Raw genomic sequence first — 21,847 nt, forward strand, 5'->3', positions numbered from 1 at the left:
GAGAGTTATGGCTCTCAGTGCATGGCGTCTTCATCACCCACATGCAGCAGCTCCATCAAGCGACCGATCAACGGACCAGTACCCGCCAGTTTGCGCCGTTCGAGAGGATTGTTGCGGTGAGGAAGGTCAACGGTGATTTCTTCGATAATGGTGCCGGGACGGCTGCTCATCACCAGAATGCGGTCCGACAGCGCAACGGCTTCGGCCAGATCGTGGGTAATAAACAGAGCGGTTTTCTGTTCGTTATAAAGAGTGTTGGCCAGATCCTGCTGCAGCACCATTTTGGTCTGGGCATCCAGCGCCGAGAAAGGTTCATCCAGAAACAGTACATCCGGTTTCATCGCCAGAGTACGGGCCAATGCCGCCCGCTGACGCATACCGCCAGATAGCTGGAAGGGGTAATGTTTTTCAAAACCGGCCAGATGGCATTTATGCAGCATTTCCTGGGCAACAGCTTGACGCTCGGCCTTGGGAACCCGCGCGATTTCCATGCCGACTTCCACGTTTTTCTGAATGGTACGCCACGGCATCAGCAAATCTTTTTGCAGCATAAAGGCTACCCGTTTGACCGGGCCTTTGACTTCCTGCCCGGCAACCATCACGGTACCCGTGGTGGCTGAGTACAATCCGCTGCCCATGTTCAGCAGCGTGCTCTTGCCGCAGCCAGATGGCCCGATCAGTGAAACGACTTCGCCTTTACGAATCGAAAAGGTCAGATCCTTGACCACTGCAGGCGCATCTTTCTGGCCTTTTTGTGCAAACGCCTTGCTGACACCGCGAAACTCAATTTCAACCCGTTTTGAATGGTTCGAGCTATCAGGACCAGCCGCCACAGTGGACTCTCCGCTTGCGGATTCATTGACGACATACACAGGGCTGGTTGAGGTCATTGGTAGTACCCTTTGTTTCAGATATGAATTATTGATTTATATATGAAATTATAATGCAGATATAATGCCAGCCCGTCAAGATCCTTGGGTAACAGTCTAAAAAATAGTACAAATTTCTTTGTTTTCAATAAGTTATATAATCAAGACGAGTGCATCCAAGTTATCCGGCCAGACTCCTGATGGGTAGCCAGGTAACCATTTCAGCTCAATGTGTCGAGACGACACACTAATTTCGCGCACTCAAGGGGTGCTCGCACCAATAGTGAGCAGGCATTTGCCATATCCGCGCCATAGCCTGCCCGGAGCACTCGTCATACGGCAAACAGGCAAAAAAAAGCCCCGCATCTGCGAGGCCTGATCTGTTCTACATCCTTGATTCAGTATTCAAGCGCTCGTCGGCCCCTGGTATAACCCAGCAGGCGGGACAGCTCATCGGCGTTATTACGCACCAGCTTCACCAGCGGCTGCAGTTGGTCATCGATATGACCAGAAGGAATGGTCGCTCCCAATGCCGCAACCACTTTGCCGGTACTATCCCGTACCGGTGCCGCAATGGTGGAAATGCTGGATTCGAAAAACCCTTCACTCAGCGCGTAACCGCGCTGCATGTCTTGCTGCACCATGGCATGCAAATCGGGCACGGTGCGCGGTGTACTGTCAGAATAGCCAGGTAACTGCTCCTCCGGGTACAGCTCGTGCAATTCCGCCAGACTCAGATCTTCCAGCAGGATACGCCCCAACACCGTCGCATGAGCCGGCAGACGAGTCCCCACGTTGACCGAGCTGGCCAAAATCGTAGGTGGCGTCACCTTGGCAACATACACAATCGAGCGTTCATCCCGCACCACCAGGTTACAACTGTAGCCTATTTCCTGACTCAGGCGATTCAGTATTGGCTGACCCAGCTCCGTCAACTCCAGCGATGCCAGATATTCAAAGCCCAACCGTAACACCGCCATGCCCAAACGGTATTCATTCCCGTGACGCGTCACAAAGCCCATGCTTTCCAGTGTTGCCAGCAGCCGGAAAACGGTGGTGCGTGGCAAGTCCAGCCGTTTGGCCAATTCTGGTGCCGTCAGCAAGGTATTCTGGCGGTTAAATTCCAGCAGCAGCTTCAGCCCACGTTCAAGGCCCGGTACCACATACCGCTCCAGGCCTTCTGATTTTTCACTCATGGTTTGCTCCGTATGCACTGTTCGATACCTGCCATCCTGCTGGCGGCACGACTCCGGGTCTGGAAATTCTCACAGCGAGACAAAGCTTGTCAAACCGATATATGCCGCAGCGGTGGTAATCCTGCGGAAAACAGGACGATTTATTCCATTCAATCGCCCAAAAGCCGATTTTGATGAGAAAAGCAGCAATCTCAACAATTTTACTCGTTCAGTAATTGACCTGAGGCCGTTTGACACTTAGTTTTATTTTAAATACAAAACACCGTTTCTTATATGAAACGGAAACAACCGGCACCCGAGGGAAATTCTGCATGAAACAGACTCTAACTGCTCTGACTGGCGCTTGTGTCCTGGCTCTTTCGACCCAGGCCATTGCAGACACCAAACCACCCCATGTCTACGGCACCATGAGTGCACGCGTCGTTGATTTCAGTGATACCAACTTCATTGGTCAGGATGTCGACGCCACACCGACCCTGTATGAAGGCATCGTCGGCCTCAAGGGCATGCACTTCCTGAGCAACGGCATGAAGCTGGCCTATCAGTTTGAGGCTGATTTTGCTCCGATTGCAGAAGCCGACGGTACCGAGAGTAAATACTACGGCTCCACATCAACCGAAGACCCCATTTTCATTCGCTACGCCGGTGCAGCCCTGATCACAAAATACGGTCTGTTTGCCTTCGGTGACGCCATGTCCGGGGTTTACTCTGAGTTCTACTCCGCGGTTGACGTGTTCGAAGTCAACACCCAGGACAGCACCCCGACCGGCGCACCGAATGGCTCACGGATGTGGACGCAAACCAAATGGTCCAAAGATGGCCTGGTCTACAAAACACCGGTCTGGAACCATATGTTTGCCAAAATGGTGTACGCCTCGACAACCAACGAATCCGGCGAAGCCGATGACCTGAAAATCATCCACGGTGTTTACCGTGATGACCGCTTTATGTTTGGTGTCAACCTGTCGGTCTATGACAAGTCATTGACTGGTATTTCCAACGGCGTCGATGACCGTAAGCGCCTGGTCGTCGCTTCTCACTACAACTGGGACAACTTTGGTCTGGCCGGTGTGTACGAGAAAAACACCGCCATGGGCACTGCCGGTGCCGACTTTAACGTCAAGGCCATTACCGGCAAGTACACCGATGGGGCATTCTCTGCGGCCGTATCCTGGCAGAACCGTGAAGAGCCAAGTGCCGGTGTGCTGACCGCTGATACCGCCAAACTGGCCAAGGTCAGCTATCAGGTTGATCCGATGCTGGAAGTCTGGATGGAAGCTGGTAAATACAGCGATTCCGACAATGACAATATCGGCGTAGGTACCAAGGTAAAATTCTGATTGGCAGCCCGCAAGCCAAACAGATATGAAACGCAGGGATGCGCTTCATAGGTCATCAATACGGTTCCCCGTTCACTGATGGTCGATGCAGCAGGATAAATCCGCTTGCTGCAGGGCTGGTTATTCTTCGTTACCAGACCTTCATCTTTTGCGTGTAATTGCTAGTCTGTGATACACGCCTTTTTTTACCGACAGCCAAGAAAATGGCGAATCGCACGAATCTGATCCCGCGCCATCAAGGCCGGTGCATGACCAATACCGGGAAACTCCACCAGCGTGACATGCGCTTGCGCAGCCATGGTTTGCGCCGTTTCGCGGAGCAGCAGATCAGAATCCCCACCACGAATCAGCAAGGTCTCGATCTGCACCAATTGCCAGATCGCCGACAGGTCAACGTCTTCCGGTGTGACCCCCACAAACGCCTGGGCAATGGCAGGATCGTATCGCAGCCGGTAACGGCCGTTGGATAATTCAACACTGTAACGGGCCAGATGTTGCCATTGTGCATCGGTCAGCGGCCCAAACGTGGCCGCCACCTCGCGCAGATAGACTTCCACTGCGGCCAGATCGGCAAAGTCGGTACCCTTGCCGACATAACCCGACAAGCGCTCCAGCGAGGCCTTGGGAATAAAAAAACCGACGTCGTTGATCACCAGCTTGCGCAACGGACATACCGGTTGGGCAGCCAGCATCATGCCGATCAGTCCCCCCATGGAGGTGCCGACCCAGTCGAATTCGGTCACCTGGTACTTCAGCATCAGGTGCTGCAGGCATTGCTGCATCTGGCCAACATAAAGCGGATAGCCATACAGCGCTGGCGTGCGCAGCCGTTCGCTATCACCTCGTCCGGCAATATCCGGGCAGATAACACGATAGTGATCCGTCAATGATTGCGCCAGAATATCGAAGTCGCGAGCATTACGCGTCAGGCCATGCACACACACCAACAGTGGCGCATCCGGGCGGGCTGAAGGCCAATACAGATAATGACCCTGATGCGAACCTTCGCTGGTCTGATAGGTATAGCGGCAGGATTGGGCTTGCTGACTCATACGGCTTCCTCGCCATCGCCATCAGCAAACCCGGAGTGCAAGTTACTGCGTTCCAGAGGTTGCGGGCAGCGGTTTCTTGATTAATAAAGGACTGATGTTGTTACTGACCAGAATATCCTGCGCTTTGTTCAGTTTTGAGCGATTGCTGAACGGGCCAACAAATACCCGATGCCAGGTGCCATTATTGACGTTGGCTTCCACCGCGTAGGCACTCATGCCCAACAGCAATAAATTGGCCCGCATTTCGTCGGCATCCTCACCGGAACGGAACGAGCCAACCTGTAGCAGGTATTCGTAGCTGACCGTCGCGTCTTTGGGCGTCGAGACATAGGCATCCACCTGTGGCGCTTCTACCTTTTGCTGTTCCAGCAACTGGTAAAAGTCGTAGGCCGGTTCTCCGGCCTCCCTGGCTATCTGCTCCTTGACGGCCTCTGTCACACTGGCCTTGGCCCGTTCAATCCCTTGTTGCAACGCCTGACGGGCATCGTCCTGGGCTGCACCGGGTTCATCACTGGCAGGCAAGGTGCTGAGATAAATCACAAATCCGACAAAGGCAATGGCCAGTGTCGGTGTTGTAATCCATACCCAACCGGGGATGCGGCTGGAACTGTCGGACATAACTCTATCATCCTGGTAAATAGTGAGCGGCAACAATCAATTGTGTTAGCGGACGTTATCACCAGCGGATTTACATAACGTCCGGAGCACTGACACCCAGCAGGTACAAACCGTTGGCAATCACCTGACGTACAGCTTCTGCCAACGTCAGACGAGCGTTACGCAAGCCTTCGTCGTCGACCAGTGTTTTCTCAGAGTTGTAATAAGTGTGGAAATCACCGGCCAGATCCTTGAGATAATTGGCCACCTGATGCGGTTCGTTGGCGGCACCCGCGGCTTTGACCACTTCTGGAAAACGTCCCAGCTTCACGATAAGTTCTTTCTCGGAATCCAGCTGCAAATGCTCCAGCGCAGCCAATCCGGTGGCGCTATCCCAGCTCAGACCCGATTCCGCCAGCTTGCGGAAAATGGAGCGAACCCGGGCATGGGCGTATTGAATATAGTACACCGGGTTATCGGAAGACTGCTCACGGGCGAGGTCGATATCAAAGGTCAACTGACTGTCGGCCTTGCGCGCCGCCAGGAAATAACGGGTCGCATCGCGGCCAACTTCATCGATCAGGTCTCGCAGGGTCACGTAGCTGCCTGCTCGCTTGGATATTTTCACTTCTTCGCCGCCCCGCATCACCGTCACCATCTGATGCAGCACGTAATCCGGCCAGCCTTGGGGAATACCAACATCCAGTGCCTGTAATCCGGCGCGTACACGGGTAATGGTGCTGTGGTGATCCGCGCCCTGTTCGTTAACAACCCGCTCGAAGCCACGCTGCCATTTATCCAGATGGTAAGCCACATCCGGGACAAAGTAGGTGAAACCCCCATCGGATTTACGCATCACGCGGTCTTTGTCATCGCCGAATTCGGTGGTTTTCAGCCACAGGGCGCCACCGTCTTCGTAGGTGTAACCGCTGTCGATCAGCCGTTCAACCGTGTTGTTCACCTTGCCCTCATGATAGAGCGAGGACTCGAGAAAATAGACATCAAAGTCGACCGCAAAGGCCTTGAGATCAAGATCCTGTTCACGACGCAGATAGGCTACCGCGAAGTGGCGAATGGCTTCCAGGTCATCAGCATCCTTGGCACCGGTATAACGCTGGTCGGCGGCTTCCACCACGTCACCATTCATATAGCTGGCGGCCAGATCGGTAATGTAATCACCACGATAGCCGTTTTCTGGCCAGCCTTCGTCATCCGGGGTCAGGCCCTTGCAACGGGACTGTACCGACAGCGCCAGATTATTGATCTGCTGCCCGGCATCGTTGTAATAAAACTCACTGGTCACTTCCCAGCCATTGGCATCCAGCAGGCGGCAGAGACAATCCCCGACGGCGGCACCACGACCATGACCAATATGCAGTGGCCCGGTGGGGTTGGCCGAGACAAATTCCACCTGCACTTTTTTGCCCGCACCCGAGCGATTACGACCGTAGTCTGCACCCGCTTCCAGCACTGCTCGTACCAGATGACTGGTTGAGGCCTGACTGAGGTAAAAATTGATAAAGCCAGGGCCTGCGATTTCAACCTTTTCGATCAAGGGCGTTGCAGGCAAGGCATCCACCAGCCGCTGCGCCAGTTCCCGAGGGTTTTTGCCCGCCGGTTTGGCCAGAGTCAAAGCCAGGTTGGTGGCGAGATCGCCATGGGCCTTGTCACGGGTATTATCGATCTGAATGCGCACTTCATGGGTGGCAGGAATCACATCCTGATCTTTTAGGGTGACAACGGCGGCGGACAACAGCTCAGCAATTTGCGGTTTCATAAGCAGGGAATCAGATTGATATCGATAAACAGGAAAGGAAGGCGAGTATCGCAAATTCAGCGCTCCGGGTGAAGGACGCACCCGCTCCAGACTCAAAAACTCACGATTTTGCGACCTTGTGCAGAATCCGTGCTGCAACCCGGGCACAGCCGTTCTCTTGATGAACCGGGAATCATCCTGTCAGGCCGGGCTATTCTCTTGCCATTTCATTGCCTTTCATCCAACCCATCACCCTGCCCTCCAATAAAGCATTCAATGAACCGGCACAGGGCAGCCACCGCCTGCCCACTTATCCGTATTCCCTGCCTGCTTATTATTAATGTGCATATTGCACAACATATAAACCAGAAAGCCACCGATACCGACCACCAGCATTAACCGCCACAAGCCTCCCTGAAGACTGGAACAAGCCTTGCTTTATCTGCACTCAGGCAAAACGACCATGGATAAAACCAGACGGAGCAGGCGATGCAACACCCAGACAATTTGTTAAGCGAAGTGCCCAATCAGAAACACCCAACGGCACTCCCTTTCGCCGAGCCAGCCATAAAGCTGTCCACCCTGATCGATCACTACATCAATCGACACTCAGACCAACAGACTGACCAACACACAGATCGACAGGCCCACCAGCGTCACTGCCGGTTCCGCAGCGCACCAACAACGATGGAGAGTTGAGATGGCCATCACCTGCGCCGATATTTCGCGCCTGCCCGGTTTGGAGGAAATTCTCTTTCGGGCGGGCCTGCAAGGCGGTAACCGGCCCGTTCGCTGGCCCTATGTTGCCGAAAACGAAACCATCGCCCCCTGGGTTCGCGGGGGCGAGCTGGTGTTTGTCACCGGCATCAACCTGCATCGCAGCGAAGCCAACCTCAAGCAACTGGTGCAGGAAGCGGTTGAGCATCAGGTCGCTGGCCTGGTGATCCTGACAGGCCCCGAGTACATCCGCCGGATTCCGGCCGGTGTGCTGGAGCTGGCCAACGCGCTCAACTTCCCGATTCTGGAGCAACCCTACTCCCTGAAAATGGTATTGGTCACTGAAGTTATCAGCAACGCCATTGTGCAGGACAACCTGATCGGCCAGTCCACCAAGCTGTTCCTGACCCGGCTGATCAACGGTTTTGCCGATGCTCCGGAGCTTATTCATTTACGGGCAGCCGAACTGGATCTCAACGACAACCGCCCCTATACCGTGGTCTCCGTGCGCCTTTCCGGCTTCCACCAGCGCCTGCTCAGTGAAGACAAGGAACAGCATTGGCAGCTGATCAACCAGCGTAATGAGCTGGAGCAGCAGTTTGGCGAACTACTGAAACGCCGGGGTATCGACTGGCCAGTGCTGGTACTTGAACAGGATCTGATCGCCATCTGGCCAACCGAACGTGACCACGCCAGCGACTTGGCCGAAGACCTCAGTTCGGCACTCGACCAGCTGCAACAGCGGATGCCGGACTTGCAGCTCTACGCCGGGGCCAGTGATCTGCAACCGGGCCTCAGCCAACTGTCTTCCGCCGTCGAACAGTCCCGTCAGGCGGTACAATTTGCCGTTCAGCACGGCGGCCAGCGCCTGTTCTTTTACGACCAGCTCGGCATCGCCCGTCTGTTTGCTGCCATTCCGCAACGCAGCCTGCTGGCCCAGTTCTGCCAACAGCAACTGGGCAGTCTTTGTTTTTCCCGCAACGATCAGTCACTGCAGCTAAAGGAAACCCTGACCCAGTACCTCAACCTGTTCGGCAACCAGCAACAGACCGCTGAAGTGCTGGGCATCCACCGCAATACGCTCAGACATCGCCTGAAACGGATTGAACAGCTGGTCGGCCATCGACTCGGCGACGCCTTTGTGCGTCTGAATTTGCAAAATGCCCTGCTGATCGAGCAGATCCTGTTTCAGCATCACAATATCGACACCCAGCCCCCCAAGGCTGAAGAACTCTGAAGAGGTTTCCATGAAAATCGTTAACGCCCGTCTGCGACAGAAGTCCCAGCTCCACAGCCTCGAGATCACCGACGGCGTATTCAGCCAAATAACGCCACAAAGCGCTGCTCTGCCTTGCCCTGCAGACGCCATCGACGCCGCCGGCACCTTGTTATGCGCGCCTTTTGTTGAACCTCATATTCACCTTGATGCGGCACTGACCGCTGGCGAACCGAACTGGAACCAGAGCGGCACCCTGTTCGAAGGCATTGAACGCTGGGGTGAACGCAAACCGATGCTGAACGAGGCCGACATTCGTCGCCGCGTGCTCGATACCATCGAGTTGCTGGTCCAGAATGGTGTGCAACATATACGGACCCATGCCGATACCTCCGACCCCAGTCTGGTCGGACTCAAGACCCTGTGCACCCTGCGTGATGAACTCAAGGACAAGATCGAACTCCAGGTCGTCGCCTTTCCTCAGGATGGGCTGCTCTCGTTTCCCAAAGGGCTGCGATTGATGGAGGAAGCGCTGGAATTTGGTGCCGATGTGGTCGGCGGTATTCCGCACTTTGAATACACCCGCGAGCTGGGTGTCGAGTCGATGCAAACCGTGATCAAGCTGGCGCAAAAATACGACCGTCTGGTGGATGTGCACTGTGATGAGATCGATGACCCTCATTCCCGTTTTCTTGAAGTACTGGCCTATGAAGCCCTGCGGCATGAACTCGGCCCCCGGGTCACCGCCAGCCATACCACCGCCATGCACTCCTACGACAACGCTTACTGCTCCAAGCTGTTCCGTTTGCTCAAGAACGCCGGCATCAATTTTATTTCCTGCCCGACCGAAAGTATTCACTTGCAGGGCCGGTTCGACAGTTACCCCAAACGGCGCGGCCTGACCCGGGTCAAAGAGCTGAACGAAGCCGGTATCAACGTCTGTTTTGCTGAAGATTCCATTATTGACCCCTGGTATTCCCTTGGTAACGGCAAGCTGCTGCGCAGTCTGGATTTTGGCCTGCATATCTGTCAGATGATGGGCTATCGTGATTTTGCAACCGCACTGGACCTGATTACCGACAACAGTGCCCGCACCCTGAATATCCAGGCGCACTACGGCATCGAGATCGGCAAGCCCGGCAGCTTTATCCTGCTCGACGGCGAAGATGACTACAGCGTATTACGCAAGCAGGGTGACGTGCTGCTGTCTGTCCGCCAGGGCAACATCATCATGCAACGCACACCGGCGCGAGTAATCAGCAACACGTATCTGTCCGCATGATGGCCGCTACCCCACCATGCCCAATACCGACCGGTTATCGCCGGACAACGCACTGATAGAGAGCAAAAAAACAGCAGACAGAAAACGGCTTTTGCGGCGTAAGGGAACCAGTCTTTACGCTGCGCCGCCAGCCCACCATCAAATCAGAACAAACAGTGCAACCTGCACATACCTTTCCGGCATATGGTGTTCATTATCCACTGCGGAAATTTTCCAACAAAGCCCTTTATTACTTGGTATAGCCCTTGCTCTAGTCTACTGACAGAGACTCAACAAACCGGGTCTCAGGCGAACAAAGTGCACAGCCAAAAACCGAACAAAAGCCAACTCAGGAATTTATCATGGCAACAGTGATGACGGGTAACGGCCCCCGCGCCGTCAAAAACAACGACCTGGACAGCCTCGCGGTGCCTTTCTCATCCATTCCGGTGATTGATTTTTCCGCCATGTATTCCGATGACAGCGCGGCCTGGGCCGCTGTTGGTGAAGCCGTGCGCCGGGCCTGTACCGAAGTCGGTTTTTTCTATGCCAAAGGCCATGAGGTGCCTGAGCAGGTAATCGCACAGACATTCAAGGCAGCGCAGCAGTTTTTTGATCAGCCGCTGGAAGACAAGATAAAAGTCGATATTGCCCAATCGCCCAACCTGCGCGGTTACACCGGATTGCTGGAAGAAAACACCAATGCCGAAGGGCTGGGCGACCTGCATGAAGGTTTCGATATTGCCCTCGACCTGCCTGCCGATGACCCTGACGTTATGGCTGGCAAATTTGGTTATGGCCCCAATCAATGGCCGGAAAACCTGCCCGGTTTCAAGGATGCCCTGCTCGATTACCAGCGTGCGGTACTGGATTTTGGACAAAAAATATTCTCTGCCTTCGCGCTGGCACTGGATCTGAAAGCCGATTTTTTTGCCCCCCTCAGCAACAAACCCATGGCCCAGATGCGGGTACTCTCTTACCCGAGCCAGGAAGGCCCCATTGATGAACGCCAGATCGGCATCGGCCCTCATTCCGATTACGAGTGTTTCACCATTCTCTGTACCGATGAAACACCATCGTTACAGGTACTGAACTGCGCTGGCGAATGGATACAGGCACCACCGATCCCCGGCGCCTTTATCGTCAATGTCGGCGACCTGATGGCGCGCTGGACCAATGGCTATTTCGCCTCCACCCTGCACCGCGCCATTAACCGCTCCGGCAAGCAACGCTACTCCATTCCGTTTTTCTACGGCACCAACTCCGACGCCATGATTGAAGTATTACCTTCATGTCAACGCCCGGATTGGCCAGCCCAGTTTGAACCGATCAAGGCCAGCGACTACATCCAGTCACGTTTTAACGAAACCTATGCCCATCGCAGCACGGAGACGCCGTCCTGAAGGACAGCGCTCACCCCGCACCCAACCGGAGAATCCAACCGATGCGTAACCCTGTCTTTGCTTCAGCACTATCCCTGACACTTCTCAGCGCCAGCCTGCTGCCGAATCTGGCTCAGGCTGATGCTTTTCAGCTGAAAGGTGAACCCAAAATCGCATTTATTTATGCCGCGACTGCCCGGGATGGTGGTTGGAACGAGGCGCTCGACGATGCGCGTCAAGTCGTCGCCGACAAGCTGGGCTACCCGATCGCTGTGGCTGAAAGCATCCCGGAAGATGCCAGCGCCCTGAAAAACGCCATTGATCTGTACGTTCAGCGGGGATTCAACATTATTGTCGGTACTACCTACGGTTACTCCGATGGCATCGCGGAAGCGGCGGAAAAATACCCCAATGTAGCGTTCGTCAATGCCTCCGGCACCCGTAATGCCGACAACCTCGAAAGCTTCTATGCCCGCACGTATGAAGGCTGGTATCTGGCAGGTATTGCCGCCGGGGCCATGGCCGATAGTAATAAACTGGGCATGTTGGCTGGCTTCCCCGTCAGCGTGGTCAACTGGGATATCAACGGCTTTACCCGAGGGGTTCAGGTCAGCAAACCAGATGCGTCGGTAGCGGTGCTCTACACCAACTCCTGGTGGGACCCGGTAAAAGAAGGTCAAGGGGCCAAATCTCTGTTGGAGCAAAACGTCTCCGTTGTTGCCAATAACCTGTCTTCCGCCGCGCCTTTCACCGAAGCGGAAAAAGCAGACAAATACAGTATTGGCTTCCAGCTGGATATGAGCGCCAATGCCCCCAAAGGCCATCTGACCTCGGTCACTTTCCACTGGGACAAATACCTGGTTCCAACTATCGAGGCGATCGCTGCAGGCACCTGGGAACCGTCTGAATACGGCGCCTTCCCGGGTTTGGCGGAAGGCGTTGTGGATATCACGCCACTGCCAGACAGAGTTCCGGCGGCGGTCAAACAAACCATCGCCACGCAACGGGCCGCCATCATCGCGGGAGAGATGACCCCTTTTGATGGCCCGATCCTGGCCCAGGATGGCAGCGAAAAGCTGGCCAGCGGCGCCTCTCTTGATGACGAGCAGCTCTGGTCCATGGATTATCTGGTGAAAGGTACGCAGGGAGGCGCCCAATGAGCCAGGGGGCTCCCCTGTTAACACTGAGCGCCATCGATAAAAGCTTTGATATCCATCGCGTGCTTGAGGATGTCTCGTTCGATCTGGCCAAGGGCGAGGTGCATGCCTTGCTCGGCGAGAACGGCGCCGGAAAATCGACGCTGATGAATATCCTGATCGGCGTCTACAGCGCCGATGCCGGTTCCCTGACACTGGAGGGGTTGCCGCTGATTATCGGCAAGCCCTCGGACAGTGCGCGCCATGGGATCGGCATGGTACATCAGCATTTCCGGCTGGTGGATCGGCTGACGCCAACAGAAAACCTGTTGTTGGCGGCCGACGACCATCCTCACCTGAAGACCCGCACCGCCGCCCGCAACGCCTTGCTGGCAACCGCCAGGGAAGTTGGCTTTACGCTCAATCCGGACTGTCCGGTGGGCGAACTGTCGGTGGCCGAAAAACAACGTGCAGAGATCTGCAAGGTGTTGGCCCTCGGCGCTCGTATTCTGATTCTGGACGAACCCACTGCCGTTCTGACAGACGCCGAGGCCAGCTCCATGCTCGGTGCCATTCGTCGCATGGCCGAATCCGGCCGCAGTATTATCCTGATTACCCACAAGCTGCGCGAAGTAGTGGGTTTCAGCCACCGGGTGACCATTATGCGTCGCGGCAAGACCGTTGCGGCGGGGCTGGACACGACCCAACTGTCGATCGAAAAAATCGCCAGCCTGATGATGGGCAGCTCGGCATCCAGCGTCGCACCCAGCAGCACACCGGACACCACGACCAGCAGCCTTCAACCTCGAGGGCCGGACCTGCTGGCTATCGCCCACTTGCACGCCCAACGGGATGACGGTGCTCCGGCACTCACCGATGTCAGCTTGCGGGTTCGGGCCGGTGAAATACTCGGCCTCGCGGGTGTCGGCGGCAACGGTCAGCACGAGCTGGTTGAAACCCTGAACGGTATTCGTTCCGCCAGCGCTGGCAGCGTCATGATTGATGGTGCCGATGCCCTGGAGTTACCCCCCAACCAGCGCCGTCAGCTGGGTCTGCGGGTGATTCCCGCTGACCGCATGGCAACCGCGCTGGCATCTGACCTGACGATTGCCGCCAATCTCTCCCTGACTGCGGTGGTCAGGGGCCGCTTCGGACGCTTTTGGCTCAACCGCCGCCGTATGGAGCGTGAAGCCAAAGCCAGTATCGAACAGCACGACATTGCCGGGGCGCGTCCCCACGGCCGTATGGGCCTGCTGTCGGGCGGCAATGCACAGAAAGTCTTGCTGGCCCGGGAGATCGACAACGGCATGAAGCTGTTACTGGCGCATTCGCCCACCCGCGGCCTGGATATCCGGGCGTCAGCGGCGGTGCATCAGCGACTGCGTGAAGCGGTCGCCCAAGGGGCTGCTTGCCTGTTGGTCAGTGAAGATGTGGAAGAAATCATGGCGCTGTCTGATCGTATCTGTGTGATCAGCGCCGGTAAAATTACCGGAGAACTGCCCGGCGATGCCAGCGCCGCTGATATTGGGAGGCTAATCCTTGGTCATGAGTAATTTCCGCTTAACGCTCGAACGGCGACAGCAAGTCAGTACCCTGCGCTCCGCCGCGACTTATATTCTGGGTTTGCTGGTTGGGCTGGGCTGCGGTGTATTGGTTTTGCTTGCCGCTGGCGCACCAGCTTCAACCTTGATGGATGATCTGGTGGTTCAGGTCTTTTTCAGCGCTCGCGGTCTGGCGCAGACCCTGACGCTGGCCGTACCGCTGATTCTGGTCGGTCTGGCAGCCCTCGCGGCCATGCGCCTGCGTTTCTGGAACGTCGGGATCGAAGGCCAACTGTGGCTCGGTGCCATTGGGGCCACGCTGGTCGCCAGCAACGACTTCGGCAGTGAGACGCTGCGTCTGCCCATCATGCTGATCGCTTCGGCGCTCGCCGGTGCCATCTGGATTGCCGTACCACTGCTGTTAAAGCTGAAGGCCAATGTCAACGAGCTGGTGGTAACCCTGTTATTGTCCAACGTCGCCTATCTGCTGTTACAGCATCTGCTGTTTGGTGCCTGGAAAGATCCGGTCAACAGCTTTCCGGTTTCTCCCCGTTTTGATGACAACGAGCAGCTCGCCAGTCTGGGCTTTGGCAATCTGCATTCCGGTATTTATCTGGCGCTGGCCATCACTTTGCTGATGGCGGTGCTGGTACAGAAAAGTCGTACGGGTTTCTACATTGATGTTATTGGCCATAATCGCCGCACGGCTCTGGCGACCGGTATTCCGGTCACTGCGACCCTCACCCTGATGATTCTGCTCTCGGGGGCGCTGGCCGGGTTGGCGGGTGGGCTGGTCGTCACCGGTGTCGAACATCGCCTGACCCAGACCATCGGTATCAATACCACCTTCAGTGGCATCGTTATCGCCTTTGTGGCGCGTTTTAATCCGCTGGCAATATTGCCAACGGCTATTGCGCTGGCGGGCATTTATAACGCTGGCAGTACGCTGAAGGTGTTCTACGGTATCCCGGATGCCATTGTGGTGCTGATACAGGGCATCGTGCTGTTAACACTGCTGATGGTGCAGTTTTTCCGCAGTTACCGTGTATCCCTGCTGCGCCGGACTCCACCCCAAACCGCACGCCAGATCACCTGAGAGAACAAGAGATTTATGGAACAGTTCATCACCCACTGGCTCGGTAGCACACCGGCATTTGCGATTCCCCTGGCTCTGGCCAGCATGGGACTGGTGCTCTGCGAACGCGCTGGTGTCCTCAATATGGGTGCCGAAGGCTATATGTCTCTGGGTGCCATGACTGCGGCGGTTTTGACCCTGACGTTGGGAAACCCCGCGATTGGTATCCTCTGTGCGGTCCTGGCTGGCGCGACCCTGGCACTGGTTTTTGGCTTTGCCGTGGTCGTGATGCGCTGCGAACAGATTCTGGCTGGCCTTGCCACCATGGCGGTGGGGCTGGGTATTGCCGGAGTGGTCGGGCGGTCTTATGTCCATAAAAGCTTTGAAGGCCTGCAACCACTGGATCTCCCCTGGCTGGATCAGCTGCCGCTGGTCGGCCAGCTACTCTTTCATCAGGATATTCTGGTCTATCTCACCGTGCTGATCGGTTTTGCACTCTGGTTTCTGCTGGAACGTACCCGCGCAGGCCTGAAAATCCGTGCTGTTGGAGAAGACCCTGCCAGCGCCGATGTCGCCGGGGTGCAGGTGCAGGTGCAGCAACTGCTGGCTATCACCGCCAGCGGTGCCCTTTGTGGTTTGGCCGGGGCATACCTGTCGGTGGCAAGCAGCAGCATCTGGGTCGATAACATGGTGGCCGGACGTGGCTGGATCGCCCTTGCGCTGGTGGTCTTTGCCCGCTGGGAGCCACTCAAGGCATTGGCCGGGGCTTTTTTGTTCGGTGCTATCGAAGCGCTGTTGCCACGGCTGCAGGCGATCGGTATACCGGCTCCGATCTATCTGATGAATATGCTCCCTTATCTGTTCACCATCGCGGTGCTGCTGGTCGCGGCTTGTTCCGGTTCCAAAAAAGGCATGGAGCCTGCTGCACTCGGTCAGCCCTATGTGCGCCAGGATCGACACTGAGACACGCATGGCGTCTCACCAGATGCGCGACACCAGAACAGGGCGAACAGACACAAAACAGACAGCTATCCAAAAACAATAACCCAGTCCGGCGCTTGATTCCGGGATAGGCTCAATTGTCGACCAACGATCAGGATGACGGTAGTTATCCTGACGTTATGCACAGACTTATCCTGCCAAGAGATTTTCTTATCCACAGCTCAGCCATTAGCAAGCCAGAGACTGTCATCAATCCCCAGGCAAGGCGAGCCCGCCACCATGTGTAAGCACTTCCAAACAAATCAGAAAATATGAATAAAATACAAAGACTTATAATAAAAAACCTGGATCTCCAGAAATAATCCAATACCCAGCAGGACTGTGCGTTTTTTGACCAGACCAGCGTGTCGATAGCCAGCATCAGCAATGTGGCCTGTTATCCTTAGGCTACCCCAAAGTTATCCCAATATTTATCCACAGAAAACAGGGATAACTTTACGACCTTGGCCACCGCTTGTTTTCCTGTCGAGCACCGGGCGATCCGCCTCTGGCGCACCAAGAGCACTGCGTTGTGACCCGCCTTTTGCTAAACTGAAGGTCTTTCACGTACCCGGGCTGCGACTGACGCCACCCGAGGCACTATAAAACAGCCCGACTGCCCGCTCTGTGGCAGGATCTATGAACAAAGAGAGAGACACCATGCCTGAGTACCGCTCCAAGACCTCCACTGCGGGTCGTAATATGGCGGGTGCCCGTGCCCTGTGGCGCGCCACCGGAATGAAAGACGACGATTTCCATAAACCGATCATCGCCGTCGCCAACTCTTTTACCCAGTTTGTCCCAGGACATGTCCATCTTAAGGATATGGGCCAGCTGGTGGCCCGCGAGATAGAAAAAGCCGGTGGCGTCGCCAAGGAATTTAATACCATCGCGGTTGATGACGGTATCGCCATGGGTCACGACGGTATGCTGTACAGCTTGCCCAGCCGTGAAATCATCGCGGATTCCGTCGAATATATGGTTAATGCCCACTGTGCCGATGCCCTGGTGTGTATTTCCAACTGCGACAAGATCACTCCCGGAATGCTGATGGCTGCCCTGCGGCTGAATATCCCGGTTGTGTTTGTCTCCGGTGGCCCGATGGAAGCAGGCAAAACCAAGCTGTCTGAGAACAAGCTGGATCTGGTGGATGCCATGGTGATTGCCGCCGATGACACCGCCTCAGATGCAGACGTTGCAGAATATGAACGCAGCGCCTGCCCGACCTGTGGCTCTTGTTCCGGCATGTTCACTGCCAACTCCATGAACTGCCTGACTGAGGCAATCGGGTTGTCGTTACCTGGCAACGGCACCGTGCTGGCAACGCACTCTGATCGTGAAGAGCTGTTTCTCGATGCCGCTCGCCTGATTGTCAAAAACGCCAAACGTTATTACGAAGACAATGACGAATCCGTACTGCCACGCTCCATCGTCAGTTTTGATGCTTTCGAGAATGCGATCACCCTGGATATCGTGATGGGCGGGTCTACCAACACCATCCTGCACTTGCTGGCGGCAGCCCAGGAAGCGGATGTGGACTTTGACCTGAAAGACATCGACCGTCTCTCTCGTGTCGTGCCACAACTGTGTAAAGTGGCGCCCAATTCGCCCAAATACCATATCGAAGATGTTCATCGTGCTGGTGGCATTATGGGGATTCTCGGCGAGATCGAACGCGCTGGGCTGCTGCATTCCCAACTGCCAACGGTGCACAGCAGCACCTTGCTTGAGGCCTTGGACAAGTGGGATATTATGCGTAATCCAACGCCGGAAGTACTGGAGTTCTACAAGGCCGGACCGGCCGGGATTCCGACCCAGACCGCCTTTAGCCAAAGCACGCGCTGGCCAACCCTGGACGGTGACCGTGCCAACGGTTGTATTCGTAACCTCGAACACGCCTATTCCCGTGAAGGCGGCCTGGCCGTGTTGTACGGCAATATCGCTCTGGATGGCTGTGTCGTGAAAACAGCCGGGGTGGATGACTCGATTCTGGTGTTCAACGGCAAGGCCAAGATCTTTGAATCCCAGGACACAGCCGTCAAAGGTATTCTGGCTGACGAAGTGGTGGCCGGTGATGTGGTGATCATTCGTTACGAAGGTCCAAAAGGTGGCCCGGGAATGCAGGAGATGCTGTATCCAACGTCCTACCTGAAATCCAAAGGTCTCGGCAAAGCCTGTGCCCTGCTGACTGATGGCCGCTTCTCTGGTGGTACTTCTGGCCTGTCGATCGGCCATGCGTCACCAGAAGCAGCTTCCGGTGGTGCTATTGGCCTGCTCAAGGACGGCGACCCTATTCTGATCGACATCCCCAATCGCAGCATCAATGTGCTGTTGGATGATGCAGAACTGGCGAGCCGTCGTGCCGAGCAAGACGCCAAGGGCTGGAAGCCAGCGGAGCTGCGTCCTCGTAAAGTCAGCACGGCGCTCAAGGCTTATGCCAAATTTGCGACCAGTGCCGACAAGGGTGCAGTACGTGACAAATTGTTACTCGATTGATACCAGCCATCGAGAACCGGCTTGCCACAAAGCAGTCTGATTTATTGACGCCCAGATGCGTCATTGATGGTGGCGCAGCGACATCACAAAGGATGTCGCCGCGCTGTTTTTGCCACCAGAGGAGATTTATATGACGCTCAGGCACGGTACTTTCTTGTCTGTTCTGCTGGCCTTGCTACTGGTATCAGGCTGTGCCAGCAAACATATTGCAAACGAAGATGCATTCGATGATCTCGCCGCCCGTAAAGCCAAAACCTTTACCGGTGATACCCATACCGCTCTCGATGCCGCTGAAGAGTCAGTCATCACCGGCCGAAATGAAAATCTTGCCCTCTATTCACCACTGCATTGGCAACAGATGAATACTGCCATCAGCGCCGCCCGTAAAAGTGATCTGGCAGGCAATGACCAACAGGCACTTGAGTCTGCGGCCAGGACATTGACACTGTTTGAAAGCGGCATGGCCAATAAACACAAGGTCGCCGAAACACTGTCCGTGCTACTGGCACAAAAACAAGTTCTGGAAGACATCAAGGCCGACAAGGTCTTGCCCTCTGCCTATAAAAAGCAATTCGAGAAAATCAAATCATTGGCCCAAGCGATTGAAGCCGGACGTGATAACAGCCTCGATGACGATATCGGTGACTTGCTGGAAGACATGCAAGAGCTGGAACGCGACACCATGCTTGAACTGCATTGGCGACCGGCTCAAAAGACCCTGGAAAAAGCCGAGGATGAAGGGGTGGATTATTTTGCTTTGGAGACGTTCAAATTTGCAGAAACGCTAACGGAAGAGGCCAACAACACCATCAGCGACCAATATACCAATCGGACCTTATCGGAACAGATTGGTAAGCGTGCACTTCGAGCAGCACAGCATGCACTCTATATTGGCCGCGAAGCCGAGAAGATCATTAACATGGATATTGATGACGCAGAGCAAGCAGCCCTGCGCTTTGAAAGTTATCTGCACCAGTTAGCAGAAGCGTTGAATGCCGGCGATCTACGCAATATGGCCTTTCTCGACCAGACCCTGGCATTGGTACAGAAAGCGAACGAGCAGGCGACCAATATCAAGGCACCGCTGGAAAAGAAAATTCGTGAGCTGACCAACCGCCTGCAGGCACTGGAGTCTGGTACTGCGACTGCACCCAGGAACCCCTGACACCAGGGGATAGACTCCGGAGACCATCAGGCCTCCGTTACTTGCAGAATCAGGCTGCGGCCCTCTGCTTGCGGCTGAAAAACCAACCGATGGGAAAATTCCGTCGGAATTTCATCCGCATGGTGAGTCACATACAGCATCGTCATACGCTGCTGCTCCACCAGGCGGTTGATAAACGCCAAGACCATATGACGGCTCAGATCATCCAGCCCTTGACAGGGTTCATCCAGAATCAGTAACGCCGGTTGCTTGATCAAGGCCCGTCCAATCAGCACCAGACGCTGCTCACCATACGACAGGTGTTGCAGGCTCTGGTTAGCTTTCTCTTTCAGCCCCAGAATATCCAGCCATTGTAATGCCAGCTTTTTGTCATCATCGCGTACGGCTTTGTACAAGCCGATGCTATCGTGCAGCCCGGAAACCAACGCACTGATCACATTGGTCGATGCGCGGTACTGCCACTGCAGAGAAGCCGAGACCAGCCCGATATGCTTTTTAATATCCCAGATACTTTCACCGGTGCCGCGCTGAATACCAAACAAGCGCAGGTTATTGCGATAACACTGTGGGTTATCCCCCGTCAGCATCTGTAACAGACTGGTTTTGCCACAGCCATTCGGCCCTTGTACAGCCCAATGCTGCCCTGGCGTAATTGTCCAGTCCAGCTGATCAAACAACACCCGTTCCTCATACTGGATGCGACCTTGAGTCAGGCACACCAACGGTTCGCCATCGGCAAGCTGTAGCGGCGGGACAGGTGCAAGAGGTAACTCGGGTAATTCCTTGTCGAAGTGAATCAAGGCGTTTACTTCTGGCAGCGCCAAAACTTCTTGTCGGGGCCCTTGAGCCAGCAACTCTGCATCGTGCATAAACGCGACGTGGGTGATCCAGTCCGGCAGTTCATCCAGCCGATTGGCAACCCAGACAATCCTCCGGCCTTGGGAAGCCAAATCGTCCAGACACTGTTTGATATAGGCGCGACTGGTAACATCCAGGCCTTCATAGGGCTCATCCAGCACCAGCATGTCCTGTTGTTGGCGTAACCGGCTGACCCACAGCACTTTGCGGCTTTCACCGGTCGACAACGACCGGAAGCCCTGATCAAGCAAATGCCGAATACCCAAGCCATCAACCAGCGCTGCAACATCCTCTACCGGTGCAATCAGATCCCGAACCAGAGTCCCTTTACTGGCCATATCCGTCAGGTCGCTTTCATCGACCTTGCGCTCATGCTCAATAAGCTCCGCCTGTGCCTCGAGAGACACATAAGCGACGCTATCCAGCAGCCCATCAACCGCCCCATGGCTCAGCTTGACCTGATCGCCCAGCAGGCAGGACAGCGCCGTTTTACCGCTGCCATTGGTGCCGGCAATGGCCCAGAACTGTCCGTCAGTCACTTCCCACTGCGCTACCTTCAGGTAACGACCATCGTGCAGTTTTGCCTGTATTGCTTCAAACTTCATCGTTATCTCAACCCGGCGGCCAGGTCAGCGGCCGACCACCAATCACGTGCATATGTAAGTGAAAAACCGATTGGCCAGCATCTGCGCCATTGTTAATCACCAAACGGAACTTGTCGCCCAACCCCTCGCTCTCGGCGACCTGATTTGCGGTCAGCAGCATATGACCAAGCAATGCCTTGTCTTCGATTGCGGCATCACACAAGCGAGGTATGGGTTTACGCGGAATAATCAGAATATGAGTTGGTGCTGCCGGGTAAAGATCACGAAAAGCGACCACCAGATCATCTTCATAAACTATATTGGCCTGGGCTTCACCGCGCGCTATTTTTCCAAAAACAGTATCTTCTGTCATAGTTAGTATTCTCCTGTCACGACAGGACACCTTACTGTATAGCTCATTCTGTTTTCAATCCAAAAACCCGCCCGTACTCAACCGTCGGTATCCGTTACCGGCTCAGTCCCGGGTTATTTATTCTCAGCGTCCGCCCTTGCTTTCTCACAGGCATAAAAAAACCCCGCCCTGCAAGCAGGACGGGGTATTTCGTTTAAGAGCTTGACGATGACCTACTCTCACATGGGGAAGCCCCACACTACCATCGGCGAT

Annotated in this window: 17 protein-coding genes; 10 read left to right on the plus strand and 7 right to left on the minus strand. The window is 55.2% G+C overall.

Annotated elements, in window-relative coordinates:
• Positions 1-14 precede the first annotated feature (14 nt).
• Both Q8W24_RS05305 and Q8W24_RS05310 read right to left on the minus strand, forming a co-directional pair.
• Positions 15-890 carry an ABC transporter ATP-binding protein gene (locus Q8W24_RS05305; RefSeq protein WP_303433957.1) on the minus strand — a complete coding sequence of 292 codons (876 nt, stop codon included), beginning with the start codon at positions 888-890 and terminating at the stop codon, positions 15-17.
• A gap of 377 nt (positions 891-1,267) precedes the next feature.
• On the minus strand, positions 1,268-2,065 hold the full coding sequence (locus Q8W24_RS05310) for an IclR family transcriptional regulator (protein WP_303433958.1): 798 nt from the start codon (positions 2,063-2,065) through the stop codon (positions 1,268-1,270).
• Positions 2,066-2,376: 311 nt separating this feature from the next.
• Between Q8W24_RS05310 and Q8W24_RS05315 the strand changes: the two genes are divergently transcribed.
• Positions 2,377-3,405 carry a hypothetical protein gene (locus tag Q8W24_RS05315; RefSeq protein WP_303433959.1) on the plus strand — a complete coding sequence of 343 codons (1,029 nt, stop codon included), beginning with the start codon at positions 2,377-2,379 and terminating at the stop codon, positions 3,403-3,405.
• 185 nt (positions 3,406-3,590) lie between these two features.
• On the opposite strand, the gene Q8W24_RS05320 is transcribed toward Q8W24_RS05315, so the two are convergent.
• From Q8W24_RS05320 to argS, 3 genes are all read right to left on the minus strand, one after another.
• Positions 3,591-4,457, minus strand: a complete 867-nt coding sequence (locus Q8W24_RS05320) for an alpha/beta fold hydrolase (protein WP_305474619.1) — start codon at positions 4,455-4,457, stop codon at positions 3,591-3,593.
• Positions 4,458-4,499: 42 nt separating this feature from the next.
• Positions 4,500-5,075, minus strand: coding sequence for an SPOR domain-containing protein (locus Q8W24_RS05325; protein WP_305474620.1), 576 nt, complete (start codon positions 5,073-5,075; stop codon positions 4,500-4,502).
• 70 nt (positions 5,076-5,145) lie between these two features.
• Positions 5,146-6,831, minus strand: coding sequence for an arginine--tRNA ligase (gene argS, locus Q8W24_RS05330; protein WP_303433962.1), 1,686 nt, complete (start codon positions 6,829-6,831; stop codon positions 5,146-5,148).
• A gap of 679 nt (positions 6,832-7,510) precedes the next feature.
• Here argS and Q8W24_RS05335 point away from each other — a divergent pair.
• The 9 genes from Q8W24_RS05335 to Q8W24_RS05375 all read left to right on the plus strand — a co-directional run bounded on the left by Q8W24_RS05335 (position 7,511) and on the right by Q8W24_RS05375 (position 19,780).
• A complete protein-coding gene (locus Q8W24_RS05335; RefSeq protein ID WP_303433963.1) occupies positions 7,511-8,764 on the plus strand; it encodes a PucR family transcriptional regulator in 1,254 nt (417 codons plus the stop codon).
• 10 nt (positions 8,765-8,774) lie between these two features.
• Positions 8,775-10,025 (plus strand): cytosine deaminase, encoded by a 1,251-nt coding sequence (codA, locus tag Q8W24_RS05340; RefSeq protein ID WP_305474622.1) that lies wholly within the window; start codon positions 8,775-8,777, stop codon positions 10,023-10,025.
• Between the two features lie 341 nt (positions 10,026-10,366).
• Entirely contained in the window at positions 10,367-11,407 is a 1,041-nt protein-coding gene (locus tag Q8W24_RS05345) for an isopenicillin N synthase family oxygenase (protein ID WP_303433965.1), read from the plus strand.
• Positions 11,408-11,448: 41 nt separating this feature from the next.
• The gene (locus Q8W24_RS05350; RefSeq protein ID WP_305474624.1) at positions 11,449-12,546 is read left to right on the plus strand and encodes a BMP family ABC transporter substrate-binding protein; all 1,098 of its coding nucleotides are present in this window, start codon (positions 11,449-11,451) and stop codon (positions 12,544-12,546) included.
• Positions 12,543-14,075, plus strand: coding sequence for an ABC transporter ATP-binding protein (locus Q8W24_RS05355; RefSeq protein ID WP_305474627.1), 1,533 nt, complete (start codon positions 12,543-12,545; stop codon positions 14,073-14,075). Before Q8W24_RS05350 ends, Q8W24_RS05355 begins: the two co-directional genes overlap by 4 nt.
• Positions 14,068-15,159, plus strand: coding sequence for an ABC transporter permease (locus tag Q8W24_RS05360; RefSeq protein WP_305474629.1), 1,092 nt, complete (start codon positions 14,068-14,070; stop codon positions 15,157-15,159). Before Q8W24_RS05355 ends, Q8W24_RS05360 begins: the two co-directional genes overlap by 8 nt.
• 15 nt (positions 15,160-15,174) lie before the next feature.
• The gene (locus Q8W24_RS05365) at positions 15,175-16,101 is read left to right on the plus strand and encodes an ABC transporter permease (RefSeq protein WP_305413893.1); all 927 of its coding nucleotides are present in this window, start codon (positions 15,175-15,177) and stop codon (positions 16,099-16,101) included.
• Between the two features lie 678 nt (positions 16,102-16,779).
• Positions 16,780-18,615, plus strand: coding sequence for a dihydroxy-acid dehydratase (gene ilvD, locus Q8W24_RS05370; protein ID WP_305452320.1), 1,836 nt, complete (start codon positions 16,780-16,782; stop codon positions 18,613-18,615).
• Between the two features lie 130 nt (positions 18,616-18,745).
• Positions 18,746-19,780, plus strand: coding sequence for a hypothetical protein (locus tag Q8W24_RS05375; RefSeq protein ID WP_303433970.1), 1,035 nt, complete (start codon positions 18,746-18,748; stop codon positions 19,778-19,780).
• A gap of 26 nt (positions 19,781-19,806) precedes the next feature.
• On the opposite strand, the gene modF is transcribed toward Q8W24_RS05375, so the two are convergent.
• Both modF and Q8W24_RS05385 read right to left on the minus strand, forming a co-directional pair.
• Entirely contained in the window at positions 19,807-21,243 is a 1,437-nt protein-coding gene (gene modF, locus Q8W24_RS05380) for a molybdate ABC transporter ATP-binding protein ModF (RefSeq protein ID WP_305413896.1), read from the minus strand.
• Between the two features lie 7 nt (positions 21,244-21,250).
• Positions 21,251-21,595 (minus strand): histidine triad nucleotide-binding protein, encoded by a 345-nt coding sequence (locus tag Q8W24_RS05385; protein ID WP_303433972.1) that lies wholly within the window; start codon positions 21,593-21,595, stop codon positions 21,251-21,253.
• Positions 21,596-21,847: the final 252 nt, after the last annotated feature.

This window comes from Oceanobacter sp. 4_MG-2023 (assembly GCF_030689165.1).
Taxonomy (GTDB): domain Bacteria; phylum Pseudomonadota; class Gammaproteobacteria; order Pseudomonadales; family Oceanobacteraceae; genus Oceanobacter.

Bases quoted from the DNA above. Each gene is read 5' to 3' on its own strand.
- argS (WP_303433962.1), bottom strand. From the start codon at position 6,831: ATGAAACCGCAAATTGCTGAGCTGTTGTCCGCCGCCGTTGTCACCCTA.
- Q8W24_RS05375 (WP_303433970.1), top strand. From the start codon at position 18,746: ATGACGCTCAGGCACGGTACTTTCTTGTCTGTTCTGCTGGCCTTGCTA.
- Q8W24_RS05350 (WP_305474624.1), top strand. From the start codon at position 11,449: ATGCGTAACCCTGTCTTTGCTTCAGCACTATCCCTGACACTTCTCAGC.
- Q8W24_RS05315 (WP_303433959.1), top strand. From the start codon at position 2,377: ATGAAACAGACTCTAACTGCTCTGACTGGCGCTTGTGTCCTGGCTCTT.
- Q8W24_RS05320 (WP_305474619.1), bottom strand. From the start codon at position 4,457: ATGAGTCAGCAAGCCCAATCCTGCCGCTATACCTATCAGACCAGCGAA.
- modF (WP_305413896.1), bottom strand. From the start codon at position 21,243: ATGAAGTTTGAAGCAATACAGGCAAAACTGCACGATGGTCGTTACCTG.
- ilvD (WP_305452320.1), top strand. From the start codon at position 16,780: ATGCCTGAGTACCGCTCCAAGACCTCCACTGCGGGTCGTAATATGGCG.
- Q8W24_RS05335 (WP_303433963.1), top strand. From the start codon at position 7,511: ATGGCCATCACCTGCGCCGATATTTCGCGCCTGCCCGGTTTGGAGGAA.
- Q8W24_RS05385 (WP_303433972.1), bottom strand. From the start codon at position 21,595: ATGACAGAAGATACTGTTTTTGGAAAAATAGCGCGCGGTGAAGCCCAG.
- Q8W24_RS05325 (WP_305474620.1), bottom strand. From the start codon at position 5,075: ATGTCCGACAGTTCCAGCCGCATCCCCGGTTGGGTATGGATTACAACA.
- Q8W24_RS05365 (WP_305413893.1), top strand. From the start codon at position 15,175: ATGGAACAGTTCATCACCCACTGGCTCGGTAGCACACCGGCATTTGCG.
- Q8W24_RS05345 (WP_303433965.1), top strand. From the start codon at position 10,367: ATGGCAACAGTGATGACGGGTAACGGCCCCCGCGCCGTCAAAAACAAC.
- Q8W24_RS05360 (WP_305474629.1), top strand. From the start codon at position 14,068: ATGAGTAATTTCCGCTTAACGCTCGAACGGCGACAGCAAGTCAGTACC.
- Q8W24_RS05310 (WP_303433958.1), bottom strand. From the start codon at position 2,065: ATGAGTGAAAAATCAGAAGGCCTGGAGCGGTATGTGGTACCGGGCCTT.
- Q8W24_RS05355 (WP_305474627.1), top strand. From the start codon at position 12,543: ATGAGCCAGGGGGCTCCCCTGTTAACACTGAGCGCCATCGATAAAAGC.
- codA (WP_305474622.1), top strand. From the start codon at position 8,775: ATGAAAATCGTTAACGCCCGTCTGCGACAGAAGTCCCAGCTCCACAGC.
- Q8W24_RS05305 (WP_303433957.1), bottom strand. From the start codon at position 890: ATGACCTCAACCAGCCCTGTGTATGTCGTCAATGAATCCGCAAGCGGA.